Source organism: Citricoccus nitrophenolicus, assembly GCF_047305825.1.
Lineage (GTDB): Bacteria > Actinomycetota > Actinomycetes > Actinomycetales > Micrococcaceae > Citricoccus > Citricoccus nitrophenolicus.
The window spans coordinates 3,314,134-3,338,670 of the sequence record NZ_CP063070.1 but is presented as its reverse complement, the minus strand read 5'-3'; the positions used below and the strand labels follow the sequence as shown (position 1 = coordinate 3,338,670).

27 protein-coding genes and 1 pseudogene are annotated in these 24,537 nt (G+C 65.0%); 11 read left to right on the top strand and 17 right to left on the bottom strand.

Translation table 11 applies throughout. The annotated features are described in order from the left end of the window. Positions 1-470: 470 nt before the first annotated feature. Positions 471-1,205, top strand: coding sequence for an IclR family transcriptional regulator C-terminal domain-containing protein (locus IMT31_RS15155; protein WP_413543293.1), 735 nt, complete (start codon positions 471-473; stop codon positions 1,203-1,205). A 339-nt stretch (positions 1,206-1,544) separates the two neighbouring features. Here the strand turns inward: IMT31_RS15155 and IMT31_RS15150 are convergent, their stop codons facing one another. Further along, positions 1,545-1,793 carry an IclR family transcriptional regulator C-terminal domain-containing protein gene (locus IMT31_RS15150; RefSeq protein WP_413544442.1) on the bottom strand — a complete coding sequence of 83 codons (249 nt, stop codon included), beginning with the start codon at positions 1,791-1,793 and terminating at the stop codon, positions 1,545-1,547. 182 nt (positions 1,794-1,975) lie between these two features. On the opposite strand from IMT31_RS15150, the gene IMT31_RS15145 reads away from it, so the two are divergent. The 4 genes from IMT31_RS15145 to IMT31_RS15130 are packed head-to-tail and all read left to right on the top strand — an operon-like array spanning position 1,976 to position 5,727. Then, positions 1,976-3,259 (top strand): aromatic ring-hydroxylating dioxygenase subunit alpha, encoded by a 1,284-nt coding sequence (locus IMT31_RS15145; RefSeq protein ID WP_413543292.1) that lies wholly within the window; start codon positions 1,976-1,978, stop codon positions 3,257-3,259. Then, positions 3,259-3,723, top strand: a complete 465-nt coding sequence (locus IMT31_RS15140; protein WP_413543291.1) for an aromatic-ring-hydroxylating dioxygenase subunit beta — start codon at positions 3,259-3,261, stop codon at positions 3,721-3,723. The genes IMT31_RS15145 and IMT31_RS15140 overlap by 1 nt, the downstream gene beginning before the upstream one ends. Continuing rightward, the gene (locus IMT31_RS15135; protein ID WP_413543290.1) at positions 3,720-4,694 is read left to right on the top strand and encodes a PdxA family protein; all 975 of its coding nucleotides are present in this window, start codon (positions 3,720-3,722) and stop codon (positions 4,692-4,694) included. The genes IMT31_RS15140 and IMT31_RS15135 overlap by 4 nt, the downstream gene beginning before the upstream one ends. Position 4,695: 1 nt before the next feature. Next, on the top strand, positions 4,696-5,727 hold the full coding sequence (locus IMT31_RS15130) for a 2Fe-2S iron-sulfur cluster-binding protein (RefSeq protein ID WP_413543289.1): 1,032 nt from the start codon (positions 4,696-4,698) through the stop codon (positions 5,725-5,727). A gap of 487 nt (positions 5,728-6,214) precedes the next feature. Here the strand turns inward: IMT31_RS15130 and IMT31_RS15125 are convergent, their stop codons facing one another. The 4 genes from IMT31_RS15125 to IMT31_RS15110 form a co-directional block, all read right to left on the bottom strand. Then, the gene (locus IMT31_RS15125) at positions 6,215-6,550 is read right to left on the bottom strand and encodes a hypothetical protein (protein ID WP_413543288.1); all 336 of its coding nucleotides are present in this window, start codon (positions 6,548-6,550) and stop codon (positions 6,215-6,217) included. A 356-nt stretch (positions 6,551-6,906) separates the two neighbouring features. Then, positions 6,907-7,287 (bottom strand): DUF2255 family protein, encoded by a 381-nt coding sequence (locus tag IMT31_RS15120; RefSeq protein WP_413543287.1) that lies wholly within the window; start codon positions 7,285-7,287, stop codon positions 6,907-6,909. 88 nt (positions 7,288-7,375) lie between these two features. Next, positions 7,376-8,137 (bottom strand): SDR family NAD(P)-dependent oxidoreductase, encoded by a 762-nt coding sequence (locus IMT31_RS15115; RefSeq protein WP_413543286.1) that lies wholly within the window; start codon positions 8,135-8,137, stop codon positions 7,376-7,378. A gap of 83 nt (positions 8,138-8,220) precedes the next feature. Further along, a complete protein-coding gene (locus tag IMT31_RS15110; protein ID WP_413543285.1) occupies positions 8,221-9,063 on the bottom strand; it encodes an SDR family NAD(P)-dependent oxidoreductase in 843 nt (280 codons plus the stop codon). Positions 9,064-9,216: 153 nt separating this feature from the next. On the opposite strand from IMT31_RS15110, the gene IMT31_RS15105 reads away from it, so the two are divergent. Further along, positions 9,217-10,128, top strand: coding sequence for a helix-turn-helix transcriptional regulator (locus IMT31_RS15105; RefSeq protein WP_413543284.1), 912 nt, complete (start codon positions 9,217-9,219; stop codon positions 10,126-10,128). Positions 10,129-10,342: 214 nt separating this feature from the next. Further along, a complete protein-coding gene (locus IMT31_RS15100; protein WP_413543283.1) occupies positions 10,343-11,302 on the top strand; it encodes an EamA family transporter in 960 nt (319 codons plus the stop codon). Here IMT31_RS15100 and IMT31_RS15095 read toward each other — a convergent pair. Then, a pseudogene (locus tag IMT31_RS15095) lies at positions 11,299-11,421 on the bottom strand (IS481 family transposase); the annotation flags it as partial. The gene IMT31_RS15100 and the pseudogene IMT31_RS15095 overlap by 4 nt on opposite strands. A 132-nt stretch (positions 11,422-11,553) precedes the next feature. Here IMT31_RS15095 and IMT31_RS15090 point away from each other — a divergent pair. Continuing rightward, positions 11,554-12,396, top strand: coding sequence for a hypothetical protein (locus tag IMT31_RS15090; RefSeq protein ID WP_345354544.1), 843 nt, complete (start codon positions 11,554-11,556; stop codon positions 12,394-12,396). Positions 12,397-12,638: 242 nt separating this feature from the next. On the opposite strand, the gene IMT31_RS15085 is transcribed toward IMT31_RS15090, so the two are convergent. Continuing rightward, complete coding sequence (locus tag IMT31_RS15085; RefSeq protein ID WP_115930598.1) at positions 12,639-13,028, bottom strand: heavy metal-responsive transcriptional regulator; 390 nt, start codon at positions 13,026-13,028, stop codon at positions 12,639-12,641. 97 nt (positions 13,029-13,125) lie between these two features. Between IMT31_RS15085 and merA the strand changes: the two genes are divergently transcribed. Further along, positions 13,126-14,571: a mercury(II) reductase gene (gene merA / locus IMT31_RS15080; protein WP_115930599.1), complete on the top strand. Its 1,446-nt coding sequence runs from the start codon at positions 13,126-13,128 to the stop codon at positions 14,569-14,571. A gap of 81 nt (positions 14,572-14,652) precedes the next feature. Here merA and IMT31_RS15075 read toward each other — a convergent pair whose 3' ends face one another. Together IMT31_RS15075 and IMT31_RS15070 are read right to left on the bottom strand one after the other, a co-directional pair. Then, complete coding sequence (locus IMT31_RS15075) at positions 14,653-14,910, bottom strand: hypothetical protein (RefSeq protein WP_345354549.1); 258 nt, start codon at positions 14,908-14,910, stop codon at positions 14,653-14,655. 76 nt (positions 14,911-14,986) lie between these two features. Beyond that, positions 14,987-15,748, bottom strand: coding sequence for a hypothetical protein (locus IMT31_RS15070; protein WP_345354551.1), 762 nt, complete (start codon positions 15,746-15,748; stop codon positions 14,987-14,989). A 309-nt stretch (positions 15,749-16,057) separates the two neighbouring features. On the opposite strand from IMT31_RS15070, the gene IMT31_RS15065 reads away from it, so the two are divergent. Next, a complete protein-coding gene (locus IMT31_RS15065; RefSeq protein ID WP_115931370.1) occupies positions 16,058-16,561 on the top strand; it encodes a DUF805 domain-containing protein in 504 nt (167 codons plus the stop codon). 368 nt (positions 16,562-16,929) lie between these two features. On the opposite strand, the gene IMT31_RS15060 is transcribed toward IMT31_RS15065, so the two are convergent. Next, positions 16,930-17,256 carry a DUF6504 family protein gene (locus IMT31_RS15060; RefSeq protein WP_413543282.1) on the bottom strand — a complete coding sequence of 109 codons (327 nt, stop codon included), beginning with the start codon at positions 17,254-17,256 and terminating at the stop codon, positions 16,930-16,932. Between the two features lie 357 nt (positions 17,257-17,613). Further along, positions 17,614-18,384, bottom strand: coding sequence for an SOS response-associated peptidase (locus tag IMT31_RS15055; RefSeq protein ID WP_413543281.1), 771 nt, complete (start codon positions 18,382-18,384; stop codon positions 17,614-17,616). A 251-nt stretch (positions 18,385-18,635) separates the two neighbouring features. On the opposite strand from IMT31_RS15055, the gene IMT31_RS15050 reads away from it, so the two are divergent. Next, positions 18,636-19,139, top strand: coding sequence for an HAD domain-containing protein (locus tag IMT31_RS15050; RefSeq protein ID WP_413543280.1), 504 nt, complete (start codon positions 18,636-18,638; stop codon positions 19,137-19,139). Positions 19,140-19,593: 454 nt separating this feature from the next. Here IMT31_RS15050 and IMT31_RS15045 read toward each other — a convergent pair whose 3' ends face one another. From IMT31_RS15045 to IMT31_RS15020, 6 genes are all read right to left on the bottom strand, one after another. Continuing rightward, on the bottom strand, positions 19,594-20,292 hold the full coding sequence (locus IMT31_RS15045) for a hypothetical protein (protein WP_413543279.1): 699 nt from the start codon (positions 20,290-20,292) through the stop codon (positions 19,594-19,596). A 30-nt stretch (positions 20,293-20,322) separates the two neighbouring features. Further along, positions 20,323-20,973, bottom strand: a complete 651-nt coding sequence (locus IMT31_RS15040; RefSeq protein WP_413543278.1) for a hypothetical protein — start codon at positions 20,971-20,973, stop codon at positions 20,323-20,325. A gap of 8 nt (positions 20,974-20,981) precedes the next feature. After that, the gene (locus IMT31_RS15035; RefSeq protein ID WP_413543277.1) at positions 20,982-22,058 is read right to left on the bottom strand and encodes a transglycosylase SLT domain-containing protein; all 1,077 of its coding nucleotides are present in this window, start codon (positions 22,056-22,058) and stop codon (positions 20,982-20,984) included. A gap of 4 nt (positions 22,059-22,062) precedes the next feature. Continuing rightward, positions 22,063-23,517, bottom strand: coding sequence for a MinD/ParA family protein (locus IMT31_RS15030; protein WP_413543276.1), 1,455 nt, complete (start codon positions 23,515-23,517; stop codon positions 22,063-22,065). A 145-nt stretch (positions 23,518-23,662) separates the two neighbouring features. Further along, positions 23,663-23,992 (bottom strand): glutaredoxin family protein, encoded by a 330-nt coding sequence (locus tag IMT31_RS15025; RefSeq protein ID WP_413543275.1) that lies wholly within the window; start codon positions 23,990-23,992, stop codon positions 23,663-23,665. 25 nt (positions 23,993-24,017) lie between these two features. Beyond that, complete coding sequence (locus tag IMT31_RS15020; RefSeq protein WP_413543274.1) at positions 24,018-24,503, bottom strand: hypothetical protein; 486 nt, start codon at positions 24,501-24,503, stop codon at positions 24,018-24,020. Positions 24,504-24,537: the final 34 nt, after the last annotated feature.

The window sequence follows — 24,537 nt, the reverse complement described above, 5'->3', positions numbered from 1 at the left end:
AGACGCCGGTGAAGTCTTTTGCTTCACTCGGCTTATCTAGGGCCAAAAAGCCCGGCGGTGTGAACGCCGATTTTCAAGTGTGCAACGCTCGCCATCACGATCTTCTAGTGACGGCGGCTGGAGTGCTCCCAACGAACGTTGAGCAATAGCTGCCGACAGAGTCCATCTCGGACTTGAGGCCAAGATACTTCCAGCTTGGTCCCCGGAACACCTTCTCTTGTTCAAGGTCGTAGACGCCCTCCCTCTGGAACACCCATAAGGAACGCGTGTTAACGCGTCCCGCCAACCAGGCAACTCTTCAAGTAACGCTGTCGTGCTCATTTCCACCTGCGATGGCCTTTCGCATGCCGTTCTGGTACTGTTTATTCGGATAGCGAAACCGGGGTTCGCTTCTCGAATAAACATATGCTTGGGAGACTCATGTGTCAAGGCTCACAACCAGTAGTAGTAGTGAACGGAAGAGCGAGGGGATGGCAGGACTTGCGAAGGGACTCACGATCTTGGAAGGGTTCGAAAAGTCCCGACCTAAGATGACGATCTCCCAGGCCGCCGAGTTCGCCGGCTTATCTCCTTCGGCAGCACGACGATGCCTCCTGACACTTGAGGAAGCTGGCTATCTCTCCCATGACGGGAAGTACTTTCAGCCCACCCCACGAATGATACGAATCGGCGCTGCTTACATGGACACGTCCCCTTTGGGCTTGCACGCCCAGCCATTTCTCGATGAAGCAAGAGACATGTTGGACGAATCGGTCTCCTTGGCAGTATGGGACGGCAAAGACTGCCTCTTCGTCGCGCGCGCTAGCGCTTCTCAGATTGTGTCCACTGACATTGCTGTTGGCGTCCGCTTGCCAGTTCATGCTTCAGCTACAGGACGGGTGCTGCTATCGGCAATGGAGGATGGCGAGGTTAGAAAATTTCTCGAGCTTCACCCCGCCGAGAGGCGGACTTCCCTCACAGTCACCAGCGCCGACGCCCTCATGCAGATTGTGCAACATGCCAGAAAGACAGATTTCGCAGTCAGCTCGGAAGAACTCGAATTGGGGATGCACTCTCTCGCTGTCCCAGTCAGAGATTCTCGAGCAGCATGTGTGGGGGCTATAAGCGTCAGCGCCTTTACGGGAAGGGTAACTCTAGAGGAGCTTTCAGATAAGTCGCTGCCTGCTTTGAGAAAAGCCGCCGGAAAACTTGGCCGGATCCTGTGATTTTTAAGATCCGTTATGTCGCAGAAAGTCCGTGACAGTTCTGACTCCGGCGGTACCACGCTCACGTCGGCCCAGACGACCCGAAGATTGCCAAGGTGTGAGCCGTGGGTGTACTCCTCGGCGACGATGCTCATAATTCTCTCCTGGGTGGACCGTTACAGGCTCCAGTCCGGCCCAGATCACGCCGAGGCGGATCTCTCAGGAGTCACGTCCGACCGCCGGCTGGACGGACAACCTCCTATCAAGCCATCGGGGTGGGCAGGACCGGGGCCGCTCCCACCGCGCGGACGAGCCAGTCTCAAAACACCATCCCACTGGATGGTTCAGATATGCGCCGAGTCACGCCCGGCAGGTGCGGCACCAGTCTGCCAGCCGGTCCCGGACCAACCACGACCCATGAGAGATATGCGCGGGTTGGGTACCGCAGGACCGGGTGTTCGGCTGGAGCGGGACCGCGTGTCTAGTGTCGTGAGGTGCGCGCTCGGGGAAGGGCGCAGCACTCAAATACTCAGCGAGCTCGTCCTCGCTGAGTGCGCTCAGCAGAGCCTGCCCTGTTGGCGACGCATAGAGCGGGAGCTGAGTGCCGATGCGCCGGCTCCAGAACGGCGAGGCTCTTCGCGAGTCCTGCCATCGCTTCTCCTGGCATAAGGGTGCCCTTTCTTGACATGCACGACTTCGGTGATTTTACTGGACTCTATTGTTCGTAAAACGCATCTCGTTTCGCATAGCGAACACAACTCGGCGTCATCAGTCATCAAGGGAGAGAACGAGTGAGCGACTCAAAGGGCACCGCGACCGCGGTGGAAAGTGATATGTCCGCCCGCCATTGGCCGGAGCACCTCACTGAGGTGCCGTACTGGGTATTCCAGGACGAGGATGTCTACCGAGCTGAACAGCGCAACATCTTCCACGGACGGATGTGGAACTATCTCTGTCTTGAAGCGGAACTCGCCGAGCCAGGCGACTTCTGCGCGACCTTCATCGGTGAGCAGCCCGTCCTGGTCACGCGTGACCACGACGGCGAGATCTACGCGTTCGAGAATCGCTGCGCTCACCGCGGCTCTTTGATCGCAATGGAACACTATGGCCATGCCCAGGACTTCACCTGTGCTTACCACGCTTGGACCTACAACCTGCAGGGCGACCTCACCGGGGTCGCTTTCGAGGACGGAATCGGCGGAAAAGGCGGCATGGGGCCGAGCTTCTGCAAGGCGGCGCACAGTCCTCGCCGGCTTCGGCTCGCGAACGTTCACGGGCTCATCTTCGGCAGTCTCAACAATGACGTGCCGGAGATCGAGGAATATCTCGGCCAGGAGATCCTCGATCACATCGAGCGGGTGCTCGGCGGACGCAAGCCGGTCGTGCTCGGCCGCTTCACACAGACGCTTCCAAACAACTGGAAGCTCTACATGGAGAACACCAAGGACTCCTATCACGCGAGTATCTTGCACCTGTTCTTCACCACGTTCGGCCTCAACAAGCTGAACCAGAAGGGCGGCATCATCGTCTCGCCTAACGGCGCCCATCACGTGAGCTGGTCCGCGATCAACCGTGAGGCTGAGGCTGATGAACACTACAAGGATCAGGGCATCCGGTCTGATGCTGAATATCAGTTGGAGGATCCGTCGCTCGTTGACAGCTTCAGCGAGGTCGGAGACGACATCACCCTGCAGATCCTTTCCGTGGCCCCCGGTTTCGTGCTGCAGCAGATTCAGAACTCAATCGCGGTCCGCCAGGTGCTGCCCACCGGCGTTGAGTCCACGAATTTGAACTGGACCCTCCTCGGCTTCGAGGACGACACTGAGGAACAACAGCTGATCCGGATGAAGCAGTCCAACCTTGTCGGCCCGGCGGGCTTCGTCTCGATGGAGGACGGTGCGATCGGCGGATTCGTGCAGCGTGGCATCGCGGGTGCGGGCACCGAGTTCGCCACTATGCAGATGGGTGGCGACGAGGCGGTTTCCAGTGAGAGCCGTGTGACTGAGGCCTCGATCCGGGGCTTCTGGAAGGTTTACCGAGAAGCGATGGGTTTCACGATCGGGAAGGGCGAGTGATGGACGCCTTCACGCTGATCAGCCGCGCCCAGGCCAGCTACGTGCGCGTGATCGACGATGGCCCGATCGAGGACTGGCCCGAGCACTTTACGGACGATGCTTTTTATAAGGTCACCACCGCCGACAATCACCGGCGCGGACTACCCGCCGGCGTCATCTGGGCCAACAACAAGGCGATGCTGCGCGATCGGGTCTCGGCGCTCAAGGAAGCCAACATCTATGAACCGCACGCCTACCGGCATCTGCTCGGCCAGCCCGCGATTCTCTCTGAGGAGAGCGAGACCGTGACGAGTGAGACGTCCTTCCTCGTCATTCGGATCACCGGCAACGGCCCGACTGACGTCTTCGCGAGCGGTCGCTACCTCGACGAGTACTCGCTCGCTGGAGGCAAGGCGTTGCTGACCCGCCGGGTCGTTGTATGCGACAGTTCCCGCACCGACACGCTGCTGGTGCTTCCGCTATGACAGTCGCCGATCGGCTGCTCTTGAGCATCGGTGATCCGAACGGCAGCGGTGCCGACATCGCCGCCGCTGCCGTCGCCGAGCTCGGGGCCGCCGCTCCAGTCGTGGTCGGAGACCGACACGTCTTCGCTCCCTCAGCCGAGCGGCTGGGGCTCGCGGTGCGCGACGCTGTGCCGGGTGCGATCGCAGAACCGGGGGTGTGCGACTTCGTCGACGCCGGAGTGTTGAAGCCCGCCGACCTGGCTCCCGGCAAGGTAACGGCTGCCGCGGGCACAGCGACAATCGCATACGTGACCGAAGCGGTGCGCCTCGCGGTATCAGGACACTATGCCGGGGTGGTCGCCTGCCCGCACTCGGAGACTGCGGTACGCCAGGCCGGTATCGAATTCGCGGGTTACCCGCCGCTCATTGCAGAGCTGACCGGTATGCCGGAGGAAGAGGTCTTCCTCATGCTGGTCGGCGGCGGGATGCGAATCGCGCACGTGACCTTGCATGAGCAACTCTCGGAGTCGATTGCAAAGCTTACGCCGGACCGCGTGGTATCGGCCGGGGTCGCACTGAACACGGCGCTGCGCCGGATGCGCATCATCAAGCCCGTGATCCACGTGTTCGGCATCAACCCCCACGCGAGTGAGGCTGGCCTGTTCGGCGTCGACGACGCGCGGGTCACCGAGCCAGCGGTAGCGAAGCTGCGCGAACTCGGCATCAACGCGGTCGGCCCCACCGGCGCGGACGTCGTGCTCGGTGGGGCTCGCGACGCCGACGGCTACCTCGCGATGTATCACGACCAAGGCCACATTCCGATCAAGACAGTCGCCGGACGCGGTGCTGTGGCGGTAACGATCGGTGCCGGCGTCTCGTTCTCCAGCGTCGGGCACGGACCGGTGTTCGGCAAGGCCGGCCTCGGCACAGCGGACCCGAGCGCGGTGCTGTCGGCGCTACGCCTGCTTGCCCCTTCAGGCCGAAAGGAATGACATGACCACCATCAGCATCAAACGCTCCGAAATCGCCTTCGAATGCGCACCGGAGCAGACCGTCTTGGAAGCAGCCGAGAGCGCAGGCTGGGGGATCCCGTACTCGTGCCGCAAGGGCGTGTGCGACACATGCATCGGCACCCTAACGTCCGGCGAGCTCGACGTTCCAGGCACCGGCGCCGTCTGCGGCCCGGCCGAGGTGCAATTGTGTCGCGCGCGACCGATCGGTGACGTCGAGATTGCTCCGAAGCGGATCGAGGCGCGCACGCCGCCCAAGCGCAAGCGCCTGACCACCACCGTCTACCACCGCCGTCAGGTCGCCCCGAGCGTCACGATCCTCGACCTGCGGTACCCGATCGGTCGGCGCACGCCGTTCCAGGCCGGTCAATTCCTCAACGTGATCCTCGACGACGGCGACACCCGTTCGTATTCGCTCGCCAACTCGCCCCAGCACAACGACCTCGCGCAGCTGCACGTGCGTCACACGGCAGGCGGCGCGTTCTCGGCACGGATCCTGCAGCAACTCGAGTTCCACGACACTGTCGAGATCGAGGCGCCCTTCGGCGAGTTCTTCGTCGAGGACTCGGATGGTCCTGAAGAGGGCTTGATTCTCGAGGACCCAATCCTGCTGCTGGCCACAGGCACCGGATTCGCCCCGATGCGGTCGATCATCCTCGACCACATCGCGCGCCGGAAGACCCGCCCCGTCCACCTGTACTGGGGTGCGCGGAGTGTCGAGGACATCTACCAGATGGATCTTGTCCGTGCTGTGGCCAAACGCTTCGACTGGTTCTCGTTCACGCCCGTTCTCTCGCGCCCCGATTGTGGCTGGGGCGGTGCTACCGGATGGGTGCAGCAGGCCGCCATGAACGACCATCCGGACCTCACCGGCCATCGGGTATACGCCTGCGGCAGCGAAACAATGGTCCACTCCGCCGTCGACGATCTCGCCCGCGAATGCGGGCTCGACCCTGAACAGTTCCACTCTGACGCCTTCGTCTCCGCAATTCCGACAAAGACGATGGCCGGTTAGCCAGCAGCGACCCTGGTTCCTTCCGGGGAGAGCTGTTTCAGCGGGAACCGCGATCCGTTGTTCATGGCTGTCATGGTATGTCCACCCCCGGACGGGTTAGCGGCTGGCCAACCCGAGATCTGCACGCCCAGTTCAAAGAGTTGTGCCCGCAGGACGGGCACCTCGCATCTAATCTTGTTGGATGGACGACCTGGAGTTCTCGATCGATGACGAGCTGTTCCGCGTGAGCCAGAGGCGGTAACCCACCGGGATGATGAGCTATGACTTCGCTTGGCTCAACGGACCGGACAACGGCAATTACGGATTCACCGTGGGCCTCTCGGTCGCTTGGTCGGACCCCAGGGCACGGATGACACCGGAGCAACTGATGGATGAGACGCGTGGCTTCATCGATGGGTTCTATGAACCTGGTGGCATCGGGGAGGAAGATTTTCCCGACCATACTCCAGCTCGAACCCGCAGGACTGGCGATCAATAGCCGATCCCCCTATGGGCCATCAATTCTCTCGGCGGTGAGTCTAAAGGTGACGGAATCTTCCGCATTGGGATTACTTCCGAGCAAGCGCACCAACCCGGACTTTCTCGGTGTTTGGAAGGAGCCGTCAGACTCTTCATCCATCTCAGCAAATACCTCAACCCGGCGGCCACGGGCATGCTCGTCTACCCACTGGAGCACCTCGGAGATGTCGTCGGCGCCCGACAGGGCGTAGGCGTCGAGGCTCCAGGCCCATCCGGGGGCCGGCCTCTGCCAGAAGTTCACCCGATAAGTAGGCGCGTCGACCGATTTCCGCGGCACGGCGTGGACTGTGGGGATATCGCGCATGCTTCGACGCTACTCTGGCCGCGACTGTTCAATGATGATTTCTCTCGCGCTCGATGGGGTCTATGGAAGGTTATTGCCTGGCTCCGGGACCACCCTTTGCTAGAAGTGCCCACAAGAGGATCCCTCGCTGGGACGGTGCTGGCGAGCTGATTCCTGGTTCATCGTTGGACCGGTGAGCGTTCCTCGAATGGCACAGTCGGAAGTTAACCCTGGGTGGAGTCTGAGCAGCCGGCCACTGGGAATGTCGATGCCGCCTGCGCGGCGGAGATTGGTCCAGTCACCGGAGTTCAGGGCACGGCCAGTCGCCTTCATCGTGGTTCCCTAGGTGATGAAGGGTTCGTAGTGCGCGCCGTGGCTCAGCATGGTGCGATGCGAACGGATGCGGCCTTGGGCCCCTCGCCCTGCATGATGGGGATCGCGAAGGCGTCGGTGGCGTTGCTGTACTTGGCCTCGTAGGCGGCGTCGATGAGGGCTTCGTTCTCGGTTCCGGCGTCCTCGAAGGTGACGTCGTAGTAGACGCCGCCGACGCGGACTCGTCCTGCCTTTTGGCTGATGGCGGCCTGGTACCAGCGTGATGCTTTCCCGTTGGCTGCCCGCACGTAGACGTTTCCGTCGACGACGAGGGCCCACGTTTCGGTGGGGGTTCCATAGGTGGAGCCGTCTTCGCGGTACGGCGAGACGTAGAGGCCTTCGTGGGCCTCGATGGCCCTGAGTTGGTCGGTGGACCAAGCAGTCATGGTGTTGTTCCTTCGGGTGGCGGTATACGAGGGCGCGACGGTGTGTGCTGCGCCTTGGGGTCGTGTCGTGTTTGGTTGGGCGGGGTTCTCAGGCCTGGGAGGTGGGCATGGCCCACAGTTCGGCGATGGAGGCTCTGCGCGGGCGGGTCACCATGAACGCGATGCTCTCGGCGATGTCCTCGGGCTGCAGCGGTTCGGGGATCGCATCCGAAGAGGCCAGTTCGTCGCGGATGGCCTGGTTGTTGTGCGAGACGAGCTCGGTGTCGACCGCACCGGGTTCGAGCACGCCGACGCGGACGTGGCTCTGGGTGATCTCTTGGCGCAGGGCCTCGGTGAAGCCGTTCACCCCGAACTTGGTCATGTTGTAGACGCCGAAGTTCGCCGAGGCCTCCCGGCCGGCCTGGGAGGAGATGTTCACGATGTCGGCCACCTCCCGTGGCCCGTCCTTGGCTGCCTCGAGCAGGTGCGGCAGCGCCGCGTGCGTCATGTAGAGCAGGCCGTTCTGGTTGATGGCGATCATCCGTTCCCAGTCCCCGACGTCGGCGCCGTGGACGGGGCCCAAGAGCATGAGGCCGGCGTTATTGACCAGGATGTCGAGGCGGCCGAAACGCTCGATGATTTCGGCGACCGCCCGTGCGGCCTGGGTGCGGTCGGTGATGTCGGCGACGGCGGCATGGGCGGTGCCGCCAGCGGCCTCGATCTGGGCCACGAGTGTGTCGAGGCGGTCCCGGCGGCGGGCCACGACGGCCACGGAGGCCCCGTGCTCGGCGAGGGCGCGGGCGGTGGCGCGGCCGATGCCGCTACTGGCACCGGTGACGATGGCGACGGTTCCAATGAGTTTCGGCGTCAAGTGCTGTCCCTTACTTCGGTGGAGTGGCGGGTGGCGTGGCGGGGCCCCGGCCGGTGGATCGCCGGCCGGGGCCCGAGGGCCCGTCAGGCGTGGTCGATGTCCATGGAGGAGGACAGCTCGCGGTGGGCCTGGACCTGGTCCAGGAGCAGCTGGGCCTTCTGCTCGACCCCTGCCACGACGTCGGCTCCGGCGACGAAGCGCAGCGGCGGGGTCGTCAGCCCGGCGAGGGTGACCAGGGCGGCCCCGAGCTTGGCGGGGTCCCCGCCCTGCTGGCCGTTCATGGACTTCCACGCTGCGATGGTCTGTTCCGTGCGCGGGGCGTAATCCTCGATGGAGAGCTCGGGCCAGATGGAGGACGCGCCCTCGACGAGCAGTTCGGTGCGGAAGAATCCGGGTTCGACGATGGTGGTGTGGATCCCGAAGGGCTCCACGTCGTACCGGAGGGACTCCATCCAGCCCTCGAGGGCGAACTTGGAGGCGGCGTAGGCGGCGCAGAACTCCTGGCCGATGATGCCGGCCGCGGAGGTGATGGTGATGACGTGCCCGCTGCGCTGGGCGCGCATGACCGGCAGGATCGCGCGGGTCACGTTCAGGGGGCCGAAGAAGTTGGTCTCCATCTGCGCACGGAACTGTGCGTCGCTGATCTCCTCGAAGTAGCCGGCGTAGAAGTTCCCGGCGTTGTTCACCAGCACGTCGATGCTCCCGAAGCGTTCCACGGCCGCCTCGGCGGCGGACCGTGCGGCGGCGGCGTCGGTGACGTCCAACGACAGGGCGAGGAGGTTCTCGTGCTCCCCGAGGGACTGGGTGACCTTGGCGGCGTCGCGTGCGGTGGCGACGACCCGGTGGCCGGCGCCCAGGGCGGCCTTGGCCAGGTCGACGCCCATGCCGCGGGCGGCTCCGGTGATGAACCAGACGTTGTTGCTCATGGGGTGGGTGCCTTTCCGGTAGCGGTGCCGGTCCCGTGTTGGGCCGGCGCTTGGACCCAGTCAACCCGGGCCCGCCCGGGGTAGACAGACCCTGTCTATGGGGTCACTGACAGGGCCCCCTTGGACGGTTTACGGCGGCGTACATTGGCGTGCATGGACCCCAGCAACGACATCCGCGAGTTCCTCATCTCGCGCCGGGCCAGGCTCACCCCGCAGCAGGCCGGCCTGCCCGACTACGGCGGGCGCCGGCGCGTGCCCGGACTGCGCCGCGAGGAGGTCGCATTGATGGCCGGAATGAGCGCGGAGTACTACAAGCGCCTGGAACGCGGCATCGCCACCGGGGTCTCGGACGCCGTGCTCGACGGGATCAGCCGGGCCCTGCAACTGGACGAGGCCGAACGCGCACACCTTTACGACCTCGTGCGCGCCGCCAACGAAGGAACCCGCGCCCGCGCCCAGCGCCCCACGGCCCGGAAGCTGCAGGTGCGACCGAGCCTGCAACAGACCATCGACGCGATGTCGACCGTGCCGGTCTTCGTGCAGAACGGCCGCCTCGACGCCGTCGCGACCAACCGGCTGGGCCGGGCCCTGTTCTCCGAGATGTTCACCGACGACCACCGCCCCGTGAACGCCGCGCGCTTCGTCTTCCTCGACCCACGGGCACAGGCCTTCTACCGGGACTGGAAGGCCAACGCCGGCCAGATCGTGGCCCTCCTGCGCGCGGAAGCCGGCCGCGCCCCCTACGACAAGGCCCTGTCCAACCTCGTCGGGGAGCTCTCCACGCAAAGCGAGCTCTTCCGCAAGCTCTGGGCCTCCCACGACGTCCGGGTCCACACCACCGGAACCAAGAGCATCCACCACCCCGACGTGGGAGACCTCGACCTCACCTACGAGGCCATGGACCTGACCCCGCACGGGCTCCAGATGCTCGTGTTCTCCGCCGAACCCGGATCACCCTCCCACGACGGCCTACAACTGCTCTCGAGCTGGGCCGCCACCGCGGACAGCCCACAGGTCCCCGACCGCCTGCGCCAGAGCGCGGACGCCAAAGACGACCAACCGTGATGTCCGCGGAGGGGGCGCCAGTGGGGGAACCCTCGGCCGCACACTTCCGAGTGTCCCGCAGGACGGCCCTTCACGAACCACACCCGCAACTGACGTGGGCCAACGGTGACACGCCGCGGGGAGTGTCCAGTAAGGCCTGTCCGGCGCTCCGAGGTTATGACGGGAACGCAAGAGCCCTTTCACGCCGCGTACGCGCAGTTCCTAGCGTGGACTCATGAGCACCAAGCCAGCCATCTCCTTCTCCGCTTCGCCCGGCCCGGGCCGCTCCGGGGCAACCGTGCTGGTGGTGGCGGCGGTGCTTTGCCAGCAACTCGGTGCGGCGGTCGCGGTGCTCGTGTTCCCCGTGGTCGGGCCGCTGGGCATGGTCGCGCTGCGCATGGGGTTCTCCGCCGTCGTGCTGCTGGCGATGGCGCGTCCCCGGATCCGCAACCTCGGTCCCGCGGCATGGCGCACTGCCATCGGCCTGGGCCTGGTGCTGGCGGCGATGAACTCCCTGTTCTTCGGAGCCATCGCCCGGCTGCCATTGGGGACGGCGGTGACCATCGAAGTCCTGGGCCCCCTGGTGCTCTCCGTGGTGGCCAGCCGCCGCGCCAGCGCCCTGTTGTGGGCGGTGCTGGCCTTCGCCGGGGTCGCGCTGCTGGGACAGGGTGGCATCGGCACCGTCGATGCCACCGGAGTTGGCTTTGCGCTCGGTGCGGCCACGTGCTGGGCGGCGTACATCCTGCTCAACGCGCGAGCGGGCGCAGCGTTCCCGGGATTCCAGGGCCTGGCCTTGGCCATGGCCATTGGAACAGTAGCCTCACTGCCCGGCGCGGTCCTCACGACTGGCACCGCCCTGGCAGATCCGACCGTCCTGGCAATCGGACTCGGCGTCGCCCTGCTCTCCACGGCGATCCCCTACTCACTCGAGCTCATCGCACTGCGCCGCATACCGGCCGCCACGTTCTCGGTACTGACCTGCACCGCCCCCGCCATCGCGGCACTGATTGGATTCGCTGTTCTCGGGCAGCCGCTCGGGTGGATCGAGGCCGCTGCGATCGCCCTGGTGGTCGCTGCCAGCATCGGCGCGATCCGCACCGGCCCCCGGGCCCGAGGCGGGGACCGGCCGGGTCCTCGCTCCCGCCACCAGGCCCACCGGCCCCCGGCCCAGGACCACCCCTTCCCGCAGCCCTAGCTGCGATGTCCAGGCAGGTTGGTCAGTCGGGTGGCTGGCGGCCGTCCTCCGGAGTGGGCACGATGGTGATCGTAGAAGTGCAGCCACACCGGTAGGGCCTGGTTGCACTGATCGGTGGAGGTGCAGAGCTTGACGTAGGTCCACCCCCGTCCGCCGGGACAAGCCGCAGCATGATCTGGTGTTCCAGATTTATCCCGCATGACGATCCCCTTACGCCAAACGGACGTGGGCGCCCCGCTAGGTTGGCTTAAGTGAGCGACAGACCATCAAGCGAAGAGTGGGAAGAACGCCTAGCCAAGATCCGGGAGGCATTGGGACACTGGCGCGAACGGGTGAAGTTTCCTGACAATGTCGCACCCGGCTCGTCTCTATCGGCGGATGATCAGGTTCACCCTGAAATGCCGTGCAGCCAGCTCGCCTGGTGGGGATTGACCGTCGGCGTGGAGCACTTAGACGGATGCGTAGCGCTGGTGGATCACCAGTTGGAACACGACCGACCGATTCTGCCAGCGGCCACCTTCACCGTGCTGCGGGGGGCCTTGATCGGATCGTCGCAGGCGGCGTTGCTGCTATGTACCCGTAAACGCGAGCAGCGCATCAACTACGGGTTGCGCATTGCTCGGGAGGAATACCTGCAGGCGCTCTACTTTCGAGGCGCCACGGCCGGTCACCCGGCTGTGGCTGAGATGGAGGGCATCGTGACTCCGGACAGTGACTTCTTGGATTGGCCTCAGGAAGGAATTGAGCGCGTGGAGACGCTACTCAAAGCGCGTGGCGTGTCCAGGTCGAACCTGAAGTTGAAAGACACTGACCTCATCAAAGAAGCTGCGAAAGTCGTCCATAGCGGCGAGGATGCTGCCCTGCTCCAGCTGGCTACGGAGATGGAATGGAGGCTCGGTAGTGGCTCCGCTCATGGCCGCCTGTTGATGAACATGCACCGCCCGCAAGGGCATAGCCGAGGTGATGAGGGACGCGTGGCATTTTTCGGCACCGCGAAAGACATGGTCGTCCAACAAATGGCGACGGCCTGGTTCCTCCTCAATGAGGCATGGCGCATGTGGGAGTTGCGAACCACATCGTCAGCGTCCAATTAGACGTTCCCTGAACGCGACGACCAGATCGCGCACCGCCGGAGCAAGCCGGGCCGACCGATCGACTTCGGCGAGCGGCAGCAGGCTCGCTGTCGCGGCCGCAATGTCGTGGAGCGGTGATTCAACCGCCTCAAGCAGTGGTGCCGGATCGCGATGCCCTCGGACAAGACCGTCGGCAGCTACCACGCCGGACTGTGCCTGGTCGCCACCTGCTCCTGGCTCGGCACCGGTGGTCGCGGCACGGCTCAGACGTAGCGGCAGACCTGGTCCGGGCCGCAGGTGTCCGGCCGGACGGGGATGGCCGCCTCGCGTAGCTCGGTGAGGGTGTCGCGCAGGACGGTCAGGCTGCGCAGTTGGTACTCGATCTCCGCTAGGCGCTCATCGAGCAGGTCACGCACGTGCGCGCAGGGCGCCTGCCCGTCATCGCGGATGTCCAGGACCTGCTTGACCTGGGCCAGAGTGAGCCCGGCGGCCTGTCCCCGGCGGATGAAGTCCAGTCGGGACAACACGTCGGGGCGGTAGTCGCGGTAGCCCGCCGGCGTCCGGTCTGGGGCCGGGAGCAGGCCCTGGTCTTCGTAGAACCGCAGCGTCTTGGTGCTGGTGCCCGCCGCGGCGGCGAGTTCCCCGATCCTCATGGCCACCTCACTTCCCGGGGTGACTGGCAAGCCTGCCTTGACCTTCCCCTGTACTGGAAGGTCCATTCTGGTGCTCAGGATGATGTTTCGCCAAGTGATGGAGGTAGCGGTGAGAGGTGAGCGGGTGGACCTGGCGGTGATCGGTTCCGGTGGGGCGGCGTTCTCGGCCGCGATCCGGGCCCGGAACCTGGGCAAGTCGGTGGTGATGATCGAACGGAGCACGGTCGGGGGGACCTGCGTGAACATCGGCTGTGTGCCGTCCAAGGCGCTGATCGCCGCGGCCGCGGCCCGGCACGGGGCCGCCGACGCGCCCGGCCGGTTCCCCGGCATCAGCACCACCGCTGGCCCGGTGGACATGCCGGCACTGATCCAGGCGAAGCAGTCCCTCGTGGAGGGCCTGCGGTCGGACAAGTACGTCGACCTCGCTGCCTCCTACGACTGGCCCATCCGGCCCGGAGAGGCCTCCTTCGCCGGCACCCCGGACGCCCCGGTGCTGCAGGTCACCGGCCCCGACGGGGATACCGCGCTGATCGAAGCCGAGCACTACCTGATCGCCACCGGCGCCCAACCCTGGGTCCCCGACCTCCCGGGGCTGGACCGGGTCGACTACCTGACCTCCACCACCGCGATGGACCTCCCCGAGGTGCCCGAGTCCCTGCTGGTGCTCGGCGGCGGGTACGTCGCCCTGGAGCTGGCCCAGCTCTTCGCCCGGCTCGGCTCGGCGGTGACCATGCTGGTCCGCTCCCGCCTGGCCTCGGCCGAGGAACCCGAGGTCGACCAGATCCTGGGCGAGGTCCTCGCCGAGGAGGGCATCACGGTGATCCGCCGCGCCCAGATCACCGCCCTCATCCAGGACGAGGCCACTGGTGAGGTCACCGCCGCCGCGACCGTGGCCGGCGGTACCGCCCGGTACCGCGCCCAGCGGGTGCTGGTGGCCCTGGGCCGGCGCCCGGTCACCGAGACCCTGAACCTGGACGCGGTCCAGGTCGCCACCGGGGCCGGTGGGCAGATCCTGGTCGATGACTTCCTGGCCACGTCCACCCCGCGGATCTGGGCCGCCGGGGACGTCACCGGCCACCCCGAGTTCGTCTACGTCGCCGCTCAGCACGGGGCGATGGCCGTCGAGAACGCCTTCACCGGCGCCGGGCGCACCGTGGACTACTCCCACCTGCCCCGGGTGACGTTCACCAGCCCGGCCATCGGCGCGGCCGGGCTCACCGAGCACCAGGCCGTGGCGGCCGGCTACCGCTGTAACTGTCGGGTGCTGCCCCTTCAGTACGTGCCCCGGGCCCTGGTCAACCGCGACACCCGCGGGTTTATCAAGGTCGTCATCGACGACGACACCGGTCGCATCCTCGGCCTCACCGCCCTGGCCCAGGACGCCGGCGAACTCGCCGCCGCCGGAGTCTTCCTCCTCGACGCCGGACAGACCTACCAGCACGTCGCCGGAATGTGGGCGCCCTACCTGACCATGGCCGAGGGCATCAAGCTCGCCTGCCAGGCCTTCACCACCGACCCCTCCCAGCTGTCCTGCTGCGCCTAACCCAGCCCCCGGGGCGCCGACGCTGCGTCGTAAGGGGATCCCCGATCGGCGCAAATTCGATGCCACCTCAGGTTGGATCGATCAGTAGAGGCTGCCCCGCTCGAGGACGCGGTGGATATCGTCGGTGGTCACCCGTGACAGGGCCGCTACCTTGGGCACCGGGATCCCGGCGGCTACCGCCTCTTTCACCAGGGAGGACAGTTCCCGTTCGGCCGCGCGCATCGCCTCTTGGGCCAGCAACGCCTGCTCCGAGCTTGCTGCGAGCCGAGCTTCAATCGCCTCGTGGGCCGGGTCGTGTTCCGGCGCATCCCCCGGGATCTCGATCTCCCAGTCAGCCATGGGCCCTCCTTCGGTCATTCAGTCGTCTCCCCGGCTGCAACGAGGCCATAGGCGTCGTCCGTGCCTGTCTGTGTTTTCAGTCAGAGGTGGTGGGCTCGGGCTTGTCCAGGCCGGTGAACGGTTCGAGGGCCCGTCGGAACTCGTCGCGTTGCTCTGCCGGGACGGTGGTGGCGCCGAAGGACAGGCCCACCGCGCGCAGGGGCCATCCGTGCTGGCGGGCCTCATCTGCGGCGCGTCCGGTGGCGTCCTTGGTGGTATCCGTCAAGGTGACGTTCAGCCACTGGGAGTCGCTGTAGGAGGTGGCGTTCCACTGCCAGTACTCGTCGGGATCCGTGGTCCCGAACCGCTGGTGCAGTTCCTCCTGCCATTGGGCGTCATCAAGGTAGGGGGAGGATTCGTGGTCCAGGACCACCGGGTCCAGCCCGTGTCCGGTCAGTACACCGTCGATGTCGGCCAGGACCTCTCGCCAGGCAGCGGGCCCATCCGGCACGCCATCGCTGACGCGGGACTGGGAGTTGTAGGTCACCAGAAGGGACTCGCCTCCGTACCCGTTCCCGGTCTGGGGGTACCAGTCGGCCGCATCCCCGTCGGTGCTCCACTGGAACCCGTGGTCCCGGCTCAGGAGCACCTCGATCTCGCCCATGATCGCCTGCGCCCGGCGCTCCGTCTGCTCCGGGGTAGGGGCGGCAAGGACGTCTTCGGCGTCGGTGCCCGCGTGCCCGGGATAGTCCGCCCAACTGATGGTCTTCTCTTCACCCGAGTCCGTCACGATCCTCGACGTCGGCGCCTGCGAACACCCCGCCAGGCTCCCCGCCACCACAGCGGCAGCGAGCACCACCCGTAGAAGCCTGCCCGATCGCCTACCCACAGTGTTCCCCTCCGCCGCCCGTCCCATGCCCCGAGGCTATCCCGGCGGGCATAACGCAACATCCACCCAAGGCATGAGGCCAACAGTTCGGAAGCAATCCAAGTTTCTGTGAGGGATCCATCTGCGGGCCAGAATCGTCACACATATAGCCTTCGACGGGTCGGGTCCATCGATCGGGCGCCGTAAGTCGTTCTGCAACCGAAACCGCTTTGGAGCGCGTGGCTGTCACTTCATGCGGACGTTCGCGTCCACGCACGACACCGGCAGTAGGGTCACGACATGGCCTTTACTGCGTTGGAGACCTCGCCAAGAGCCCCGCTTCCGGGTGCCTCCCTCGGTGTGGCCATGTGGAGGTTCGCGGCCAACGCCTTTCGTCTGCGTGGGCGGGCAAGTCGTGGAGAGTACTGGTGGTGGATGCTCGTGAACGTCGCCGTTTTGGCCACCAGCCAGATCATGGTGCCCGCTGCGGTCGGCGGCGCCCCGCCGCAGCCAACGCTTTTCCTTGGGCCCTTCGGTTCATCGCTGTTCGCGGACCTCGAGCTCATGTCCTGGCATTCAGCAGATTCTCCCGGTTCTCCCCTCGGTGCCTTCTCGCTGCTCGTCGCCGACCTCTGGCTCCTCCTCACGCTCATCCCAGGCTTGACGGTGGCGGTGCGACGCCTCCACGATTCCAACCTCACCGGTTGGTGGGCGCTCCTGGCCTTCTTCCCCCCGGGGCAGCTCGTTCTGTTGCTGATCGCCCTCCGCCGGCCGCGCCTGGAAGGAGCCAGATTCGACGCATGAGCAACCAGCCGCTGGCCAGGCCGGACCCCATCATCCCTCGCGCAGCGTCCCGCGGTCCCCGTCCGGTGTTGTGCCCGGCTTGCCTCGCCGACCATGACAACTCCCTCCCTCGGTGTCGCAAGAATGACTGGAATCCGCCGTTCCGGTTGAGGATCCCCTTGCGGCACAGTGGTTGCGTCATCTGCGCGAGCCCTGGGCCGATCCCACCCCGGATTGTCCAGGGCTTTCCGCGCTTGAGAACAAGTCCACGAGAGTAGATGACACCAATGTCATTTCGCTCGTGCAATTGTGGATAGCTTTGGGAAAGCCGTCTAAGGACTAGACCCAAGCCTCCATGTTGTCCCAAGGCCGCACGAAGGCCCCTCCCCTCAAGTACTCTCCCTGAGTTCCCTGCCTCGCCCATCGAGCATCCGAATCAACTCCCATCGGCCTGAATGTTCATGGCGGGCCAGGTCGACGGTGTGCAGTGCTCCACGAGCCCTGCCCAAGCGGACCTGCAGCCGCCAGACTTCCCGGTCCACCATGCCGGCGCCGAGGCCTCGATAGACCCGATGTTCCTCTTTCCACCATTTGCGCCGCTCGTACCAGCGCACCGGTTCGGCTGCGATCGAGTAAGTCCGACCGTCCATTTCGAGGCCCATCGGCACCCCAGCGGTGGTAAGTGTGACGGCGACTGATTGCGTGATTGTTCCCAAGTTTCCTGCCCAAAATTGATGCGTGCGTTGATGAGCCAGCCGTCTAGGAAGGGGCGGTTGGCTGCGGCGGCGGGAAGCACTCCGGGTAACGGTACGGTTCAGCGCGGACGGGATAAGAGCCACTATGGCCCGTGTGGTGCATGGTGTGTGGCATGCCGTCACCACGCGTACCGAATCGCACCGGCTCCGAGGAGAGCGGCCTGACCGTAATTCAGCAGTTGTTCAGTGATGAGCGCATAACTCCGGCGGCGACGATCGGGCCTCGAACGCTACCCGCCCCGGTCGAGTCCGGCGGCATGGTCTCGGATCTGGTAGATGAGCAGCGGCGGTAGTCGGGCTTCCGCTCCTGGCCTGGGCTCAGACGATTGGCTCGATCAGCTCCGGACCGTTGTTGCGGACGTTGCCCACTGCGGTGCCCACCTCATCCAGCACCCACGCTGAAGCCGTGCCGTTGGCCTGCTCACGAACCTGGTCCACCAGGTGGCCGGCAGCTTCGGCTGAGGCCAGCTTCTGCGGTTCCAGCCAAGAGTCCATGGTCTCCCGGTCCATCGGCAGTGGCAGCCGGTCATGCAAGCCATGAAGTTGGTCCAAGGTGTCGTCCCCGCTGTCAGCTTCCGGCGACGGGCCGGTCAGGATGGTGCAGCTAAGCAGCCACCGACCCGGGTCATCCTCCGTCAGGGATCCGTCCTTCCACCACTCATACAGCCCGGCGAAGTAGATCGGCCGGCCGTCCTGGGGCCGGATATAGAAGGGCCGCTTCTTGGCTGACTTCGGGGCACCGGGGCCGGGCTTGAGCCATTCGTAGTAGCCGTCAACGGGTACCGCACAACGTCGGGCCTTCACCGCGGCCCGGAAGGTCGGCTTCTCGGTCACCGTCTCGGACCGGGCGTTGAACGTCCGAGAGCCGACAGACACATCCTTGGCCCATGGCGGGACCAACCCCCATCGGGCCACATGGATTTCCCGCACCGGTTGGTCGCCCTCGGTTCGTTCCAGAACGATCGGAACATCCGCGGTCGGAGCCACGTTCCAGCTCTCCCGAAGTTCCAGGCTTTCCTTTGGCTCGACAGCACCAGCATCGGCCACCAGGTCCCCCAGCGCCCTGGCCATCACGTAGCGTCCACACATGCGACCAGTCTGCCTGACCGCCGGCCCGTCCGACCATCACTCTCGATCTAAGCTGTTGGAGTGAACCTTGTCGCCATTATCGAACCCATCCCGACGGACCAGACCGGGATCGCGGAGCGGAAGGTCAGTGAGATCTCCGTTGAGGCGGACAACTCCGAAGAAGGATTCGCCGAGTTACGGGGTCAAGTGCCTGAGGGCTGGCGGTTGATGAACGTGCGGCGGGGCTGATGGCTAAGAGGCTTACGGTCTACTTGGACATTGACGGCACGCTTTTGCCCTTGCCGAACGAAGGCGACCCCTTGCCGCCCGAGCAGGGTGGCTGGAGGGGTGGCTATTCGATCCTGGCGTACGGTTCCATGCCCATTCCGTACGCCCCGGAGCTGATCGACCGACTGAACGCGCTGGAGGCCAGCGGCCGCGTTCGCTTTCACTGGAGCACCAGTTGGCAACCGCACCTCTCGAAAGATGTCGCCGAACTGCTTGGCTTGGACGGCGTCGGTTGGCCGGCGTTGGTGCCCAAGCAGGGCCAGGCCCTCGCCTACTCGTGGAAGCTCGCCGCCATCGCCCGTGATCAGGCCGGACGGCGACCATCAGGAAAGTTCGTTTGGCTGGACGACGACACATACCGGTCCTCGGCAGCCAGAGAGTGGGTGGAGCAGGTCGGCGGGCATTTAATTTCACCTCCACCAGCATCCGGAATCCTGCCTGCCCACGTCGAGCTCATCGAGCGGTTGGCGGCGGCTCTGGACGTATGAACGTGGAACTTCATCGGCTGTCGGTCGTCAGCCAGAAGCCGCATGAGGTCGGCGTTTTCTTTCAGGACCTCAGATAGGTTTCCCTCGCGCGCAGTCTGAGGCCCGAGCCTGCGGATCTTCCGGCGGGGCTGTTCGAAAGACTCGGGGTCCATCTCTGCGCCAGGTCCGGACTCCATGTCATGTTGCAGTCTTCTACCCAGCCGTGTTCGTAGATCAACCGGGCGTCATGCCTGCGCTCCGAAGCTCGCCGTTTCTCCGCCATGCCACGATGGTAGCTGTGCGTCGGCGGTCATCGAGGTTGCGAGCATTCCGGCAAGTGTGGCCGGGTCGTATCCCAGTGTGAACCGTCCCAGGTTTCATGTCGCTGCTGTTTGATTCCGGAAGGATGGACAGCATGACGATATCAACCATCTAGACCACTCGCAGTGTCAAATCGTCAGTGCACGTGGGATCTTCAACCGGTGGACGGACCAAAAGAATAGGGGGCGTCTGGCCAGAACATACTGAACCATTCCCAGCCGAAGTACACCCTGTCCGGGTCGGTTGCTGCATGGCGAGCGGGAACCGTATTAGGGCCGGTCATCGGTTCGGGGACGATACCCCCGAAGATCTCGGCGACGTCGAGGATCAGGGTGGGGTCATGGTCGCTGGAAATGTAGAGGGCAGCGAGTCCACAAGACACAGTCCCTTGGTCTCGGCCGGGACTGAGCTCGGCGTGAGTGACGACCTCGGCTCCTCGGCAGTGTGCCTGGGTCACGGCCTCGCGCATCATGGTGGGCGAAATGAGTCGGGTGTACGGATTCTCCAACTGCAACTCGAAATGCTTGTCGGCCAGGGTGAACCAGTCTGTCTCACGGTCGATGCTGATGAGCCAGCTTGATAGCGGAACGGCTCCGAGACGGACGAGCCGAATCGTCTTGGGGCTCTCGCATAGCCACTGAGGCACGCCACTGGTTTCATTCGGATAGTCGCGGACGCTGGCAACCTCGTGGCGCGGGTCGGAGGTGGCGTTGTAGACACCGAATGAAGTCTCCCTCTTCGCGCGAGTCCTTGGGTCCACATGTTTCGCAAGGTTTAAGTCGGTGGGATTGACAGCGCGCAACCATGCAAGAACCTGGTCAAGTCCATCAGATGGGTACAGATTGTCGCTCATGGTATTCCTTCAGCCGGGTGGGTCTGGGTGTCACTGAAGTTGACCTTGGGTCCAGTTCTCAATGACAAAACCGATGTCGTCTTGTGCAACCTGAAACGTCATGTGGGTAGGTCCGGCTTTGAGCTCGAACCCGTCGTCGGATTCCCACGTCCAGTGTGCGACAACGTAGTAGACCGTGGTTTCGCCCTGTGGATAAGTGTCGGTGATCTGCACCTGAGGGGTGCTCGTGGCGTCATGCTCAGCAGCTTCCCACCAGTCCTCAGGCAAGGCCGGTTTAACGGGGACGACGAAGATATCCTTGTACTCATCCACGAACAGCGGCAAGGCACGGCGGTAGCCGTCGGTGGGTGACACGTCGATTCTGGTGTCCCACGTAGTCATCACCTGAGCAGCCGTTGTCACGAGCTCCTCGGCGGACATCGCTTTGCGATCCAGCTGCGTGGTCGAGCGCATGGAAGAACTGGGAAGCACTGGGGCACGGGTGGTGGTTTCCCAGGCGCTTCCGGTGGCAGCGTCCGTCGGACCAGCTGACCGCGCGGTGGCGGTCTCCACTGTGGTCGGGGTGGCCTCGGCGGCATCTGGCTCGGCGGACCGGTTCAAGGCGTAAACGATCCCAATGGTCAGCAGGACGACAAGTGCCACGAGGCTGAAGAGGATGAGAGTGAATCGGGTGGTGCGCATGAGCTGACCTATTCCTGGGAGGCGGCGGGTAGTCGAATGAATCCGGGGACCTCGCCGACCGGGGTGTTCGTCACCGAGTAGGTGTTGGGAGTGGCGAGGTTGTAATGCTCGATGGTGGCCGTGTCGCCCTCGACGGCGGCGACGAAGCCGACGTGCCCGTAGCCGCCGCCAATATCGTCGTAGCCCCACCAAGCGATGTCTCCGGGGCGAGGGTCGCTGGTGTGGAAGTTGACGCCCTCGGCCTGGGTGAGGATGTCCTTCCACGAGCCCGCCCCGGATTGGCCGGGGCCATAGCCCACACCGAGGGCGGCGAAGGTGAACGGCGGAGCGTCCTCGCCGTGGCTCCAGCCCAGGGACTGGTTGATGCGCCACATCACGAAGTCGGTGCACTGACGCTGGGTGTGGCCGAACAGGCTGCGGGCATGGCTCCAGCCGTCGACGCCGACGGGCTCACGGTAGGGGTAGTCGTCGACGCGGACGCCTTCGACGCTGAGCTCACCCAGGGAGTCGCAGAGGCCGGCGCCGCCGGTCCCGCCGGCGGCGGTGGTGATCTTCTGGACGTACTGCTGGGTCTCCTGGAACGGGGGGATGCCCTGTTGCTTGATCACTGCACTCGGTCCGGCGTTGTAGGCGGCCAAGGTGAGTCGGATCGTCTCGTTCTCGTTCTGGGCCAGCGGGGCGACCTGTGCGCGCAGGTGCTTCATGTACCGGCCTTGGGCGGCGATGGCGGCGAAGGGGTCGAAAGGGTCGGCCCCGTCACCGAACTGGGCCCAAGTGGCGGGCATAAACTGGGTCAGGCCCTGAGCACCGACCGGGGAGACCGCGGTGGGGTCCCAGCGGGATTCCTGGTTGATCTGGGCGGCTAGCACGGCTTCGGGCAGCCCTGAGTGATCCGCCGCGGTGGCGATGGCTTGGCGGTATTCACTGGGCACGGATCCGGTCCCGACCTCGGGGCGGCAGACCCCACCCTCGGCGGCGGGGCCGTCGAACATCGCCAGGGTGAGCAGCAGCAGGACAACACCGAAAATCAGCCCCAGTAGTGCTGTGCCCAGGCACCCGGAGCCTGCCACGGTCTTGCTTAGCATCGGCTCACATGCCCTCCAGGACAGCTGCGGTGGCCTGCAGGTAGGCCTGTCGAGTCCGTGGGGCCAGGGCCTCCCAGATGATCTCTCCGCCGTCGTCCAGGGTGCGGTCATAGGGCACCACGACTACGGAGCGGACCAGACCCGCGAGGCTGTTCTGGATCTCGACCAGGCGCTGGGTGGAGGCGGTGCGCGGTTGGGTGATGATGGCGACCCCGTTGGCCAGCTTCTCCGCATAGCCCTCATTGCGGAGGGCGTCGATGGTGGTGAAGGCCCGGCGTGCGGCGTCTTCCTTGTTGGAGATGGCCACCACGAGCACGTCGGCCACGTCGACGGCGGCCTGCCAGGTCGGGGCGGTGGAGGCGTTGCCGGTATCCACGATGGCCAGTTGGTAGAACTGGCGCAGCGCGGCGTGCATCCGACGGAAGGCTGTGGCGTCGATGACTTCCTTGGTCCCGGCCTCGTTCTGGGAGGCCAGCACGTGGAACTTGTTCTCGCCTTGCGGGCGGACGTAGCCGGTCAACTGGTCGGCGTGCTCCGGGGTGGTGAAGTCCTCGATGTGCTCCAGCAGGTCCAGTGCGGTGTTGGAGTGTGCGGCCGGGAAGGCCCGGTCCCCCAGATTTCCGGCGTTCTCGTTGTTGTCCCAGGCCAGCACCATCCCACCCCGGACGCGGCCCAGGGTGGCGGACAGTAGATAGGTCGCGGTGGTCTTGGAGGCCCCGCCCTTGATGTTCACGACCACGGCCGTGCGGTGACCGGGTAGGCCCTGCTGCACGGTGGCGTTCAACGCACGGACGCGCCGCTCACCGGCGCCCGGTGCCAGGCGCAGCCCGAGCGAGCTGTTCAGGGCGCCGCGCCACCCGGTGTGTGCCGGGCGGAGGGCTTCCCGGCGGCTCTGAGTGCGCGTAGCGAACGCCTGGGCTGCAGACGCCGGAGGATGGGAGACTGTCGCAGCCGAGGCAGGCGCGGGGGGTTTCATCGCACCGGTCAGCGGGGCCGCACCCGTGCTGTGCACGCTCAGCTTGGACGGCGCGGCGTCCAGGGCGACGGCGGGGACGTATCGGTGGGTGCGCACCCCGGGCAGCTGGGTCTGGATCTCGATCTCGTGCCCGGAGCGGGTGGCCATGTTCTGTCCGATGGTGGACAAGTTGTCCATAGTCACCGTGGACAGGGGCTGGCCGTCGGCATCGGCTATGTGAAAGTCGGAATACTCCAGCCAATAGTCCGGCACCTCACCACCGGACGCCGGTGCGAGTTGACCCTGCGCCAGCTGCCACGCCCCGGGGCTGAAACCGGGATCAGAGGCATGCGACTCGGCCAGCGCCAACAGGGGCGCGGACTGGTGAGGGTAATCGGCGAGCTTGGCCGTGGCGGCTTCGAGGGAGCCTGCCCGTACGCGGGTGCCGGTGCGGTCGACGATGGTGACCTTTGCGTTGAGCCAGAGGGTGCTAACCGCAGCCATGATGCTTCTCCTCCAAGGGGCAGGGGTGGGATGTCACCAGAAGTTCGCTGATTAAAGGTCGAGTGTGTGTCAACGAGAACGGCCAGTGATCACCGAGATCCGGTGAGCACTGGCCGCGTGCGGATAGCGCAGTATCTGAGTGCGGTCAGCCAGTAGAGAGCTGTGGAGAAGTCAGCTCGGGCGCCGTAGTCATCAGGTACTCCCGTACCTCGGCCGCGGCCTTCTTGATCCGGTCCGGGTCGAACCCGGTGAAGCGTTCGGTGGAAGTCTCGATAACGGGCGCATGTTGGAATCCTGCTGCGCGGAGGGCCGCCAGCTTGGCCTGGTTCTTCTCAAGATCCAGGTCGATGTACTCGTACGGGACCTGCTCCTTGTCCAGGAGGACGGTGGCTCGTTTGCACTGGACACAGTCCTCAGTGCCGTTGATGGTGATCATGGGGTCCTCCTTGGGGAACAGGGATGGCTGGGTGGTCATGGATCGCTGGATAGTCATAGTTGCCTCAGAACGGGTTCTCCGTGGCGACGAGGTTGTCCTCGTCGACCGCTGTGGTAATCAGGGTGAGGAGGTCATCGACGTCCAGGTCCTTGTCGTTGGTGTTGTCCAACCACCAGCCGGCCCGAACCAGAGCCTTGGCGACCTCGATGATTTGTTCAGCGTCAAAGGGCCTCGGTTGCGTTTCGGCAGCGTCGATGAGCTCAGTGAGCACCTGGTAGCGAACGGTGGTCGACCAACGCACCTGCCTGTCAGAACCGGTCAGTTCAGGCAGGCCATGCTCCTCATCGAACCCCTGCGCCTGGATCAGTTGGTCCTGGTTGTGCTTGTCGAACTCATCGCGTCGAGACGCCTTGAAGCACCGGAAACAGACGAAGTTCCGCCCCAGCCCGAAGGCCTTGGCCTTGCGTTTACCAGGAGGCGTGGAAGAGAGGCCTTTGGCCTCGGAATGCCCACATTTGAACTGGACCGAGGGAGTTGTCGCGATTGCCACGGGTTGTCCTTTCATCGGATGACCGTAGTTCGCC

What these genes read in the sequence shown, in the direction of transcription:
- IMT31_RS15155 (WP_413543293.1), top strand. Translation starts at nt 471, where the DNA reads ATGGCAGGACTTGCGAAGGGACTCACGATCTTGGAAGGGTTCGAAAAG.
- IMT31_RS15140 (WP_413543291.1), top strand. Translation starts at nt 3,259, where the DNA reads ATGGACGCCTTCACGCTGATCAGCCGCGCCCAGGCCAGCTACGTGCGC.
- IMT31_RS15135 (WP_413543290.1), top strand. Translation starts at nt 3,720, where the DNA reads ATGACAGTCGCCGATCGGCTGCTCTTGAGCATCGGTGATCCGAACGGC.
- IMT31_RS15130 (WP_413543289.1), top strand. Translation starts at nt 4,696, where the DNA reads ATGACCACCATCAGCATCAAACGCTCCGAAATCGCCTTCGAATGCGCA.
- IMT31_RS15125 (WP_413543288.1), bottom strand. Translation starts at nt 6,550, where the DNA reads ATGCGCGATATCCCCACAGTCCACGCCGTGCCGCGGAAATCGGTCGAC.
- IMT31_RS15120 (WP_413543287.1), bottom strand. Translation starts at nt 7,287, where the DNA reads ATGACTGCTTGGTCCACCGACCAACTCAGGGCCATCGAGGCCCACGAA.
- IMT31_RS15110 (WP_413543285.1), bottom strand. Translation starts at nt 9,063, where the DNA reads ATGAGCAACAACGTCTGGTTCATCACCGGAGCCGCCCGCGGCATGGGC.
- IMT31_RS15105 (WP_413543284.1), top strand. Translation starts at nt 9,217, where the DNA reads ATGGACCCCAGCAACGACATCCGCGAGTTCCTCATCTCGCGCCGGGCC.
- IMT31_RS15100 (WP_413543283.1), top strand. Translation starts at nt 10,343, where the DNA reads ATGAGCACCAAGCCAGCCATCTCCTTCTCCGCTTCGCCCGGCCCGGGC.
- IMT31_RS15085 (WP_115930598.1), bottom strand. Translation starts at nt 13,028, where the DNA reads ATGAGGATCGGGGAACTCGCCGCCGCGGCGGGCACCAGCACCAAGACG.
- merA (WP_115930599.1), top strand. Translation starts at nt 13,126, where the DNA reads ATGGAGGTAGCGGTGAGAGGTGAGCGGGTGGACCTGGCGGTGATCGGT.
- IMT31_RS15075 (WP_345354549.1), bottom strand. Translation starts at nt 14,910, where the DNA reads ATGGCTGACTGGGAGATCGAGATCCCGGGGGATGCGCCGGAACACGAC.
- IMT31_RS15065 (WP_115931370.1), top strand. Translation starts at nt 16,058, where the DNA reads ATGGCCTTTACTGCGTTGGAGACCTCGCCAAGAGCCCCGCTTCCGGGT.
- IMT31_RS15055 (WP_413543281.1), bottom strand. Translation starts at nt 18,384, where the DNA reads ATGTGTGGACGCTACGTGATGGCCAGGGCGCTGGGGGACCTGGTGGCC.
- IMT31_RS15045 (WP_413543279.1), bottom strand. Translation starts at nt 20,292, where the DNA reads ATGAGCGACAATCTGTACCCATCTGATGGACTTGACCAGGTTCTTGCA.
- IMT31_RS15040 (WP_413543278.1), bottom strand. Translation starts at nt 20,973, where the DNA reads ATGCGCACCACCCGATTCACTCTCATCCTCTTCAGCCTCGTGGCACTT.
- IMT31_RS15035 (WP_413543277.1), bottom strand. Translation starts at nt 22,058, where the DNA reads ATGCTAAGCAAGACCGTGGCAGGCTCCGGGTGCCTGGGCACAGCACTA.
- IMT31_RS15030 (WP_413543276.1), bottom strand. Translation starts at nt 23,517, where the DNA reads ATGGCTGCGGTTAGCACCCTCTGGCTCAACGCAAAGGTCACCATCGTC.
- IMT31_RS15025 (WP_413543275.1), bottom strand. Translation starts at nt 23,992, where the DNA reads ATGACCACCCAGCCATCCCTGTTCCCCAAGGAGGACCCCATGATCACC.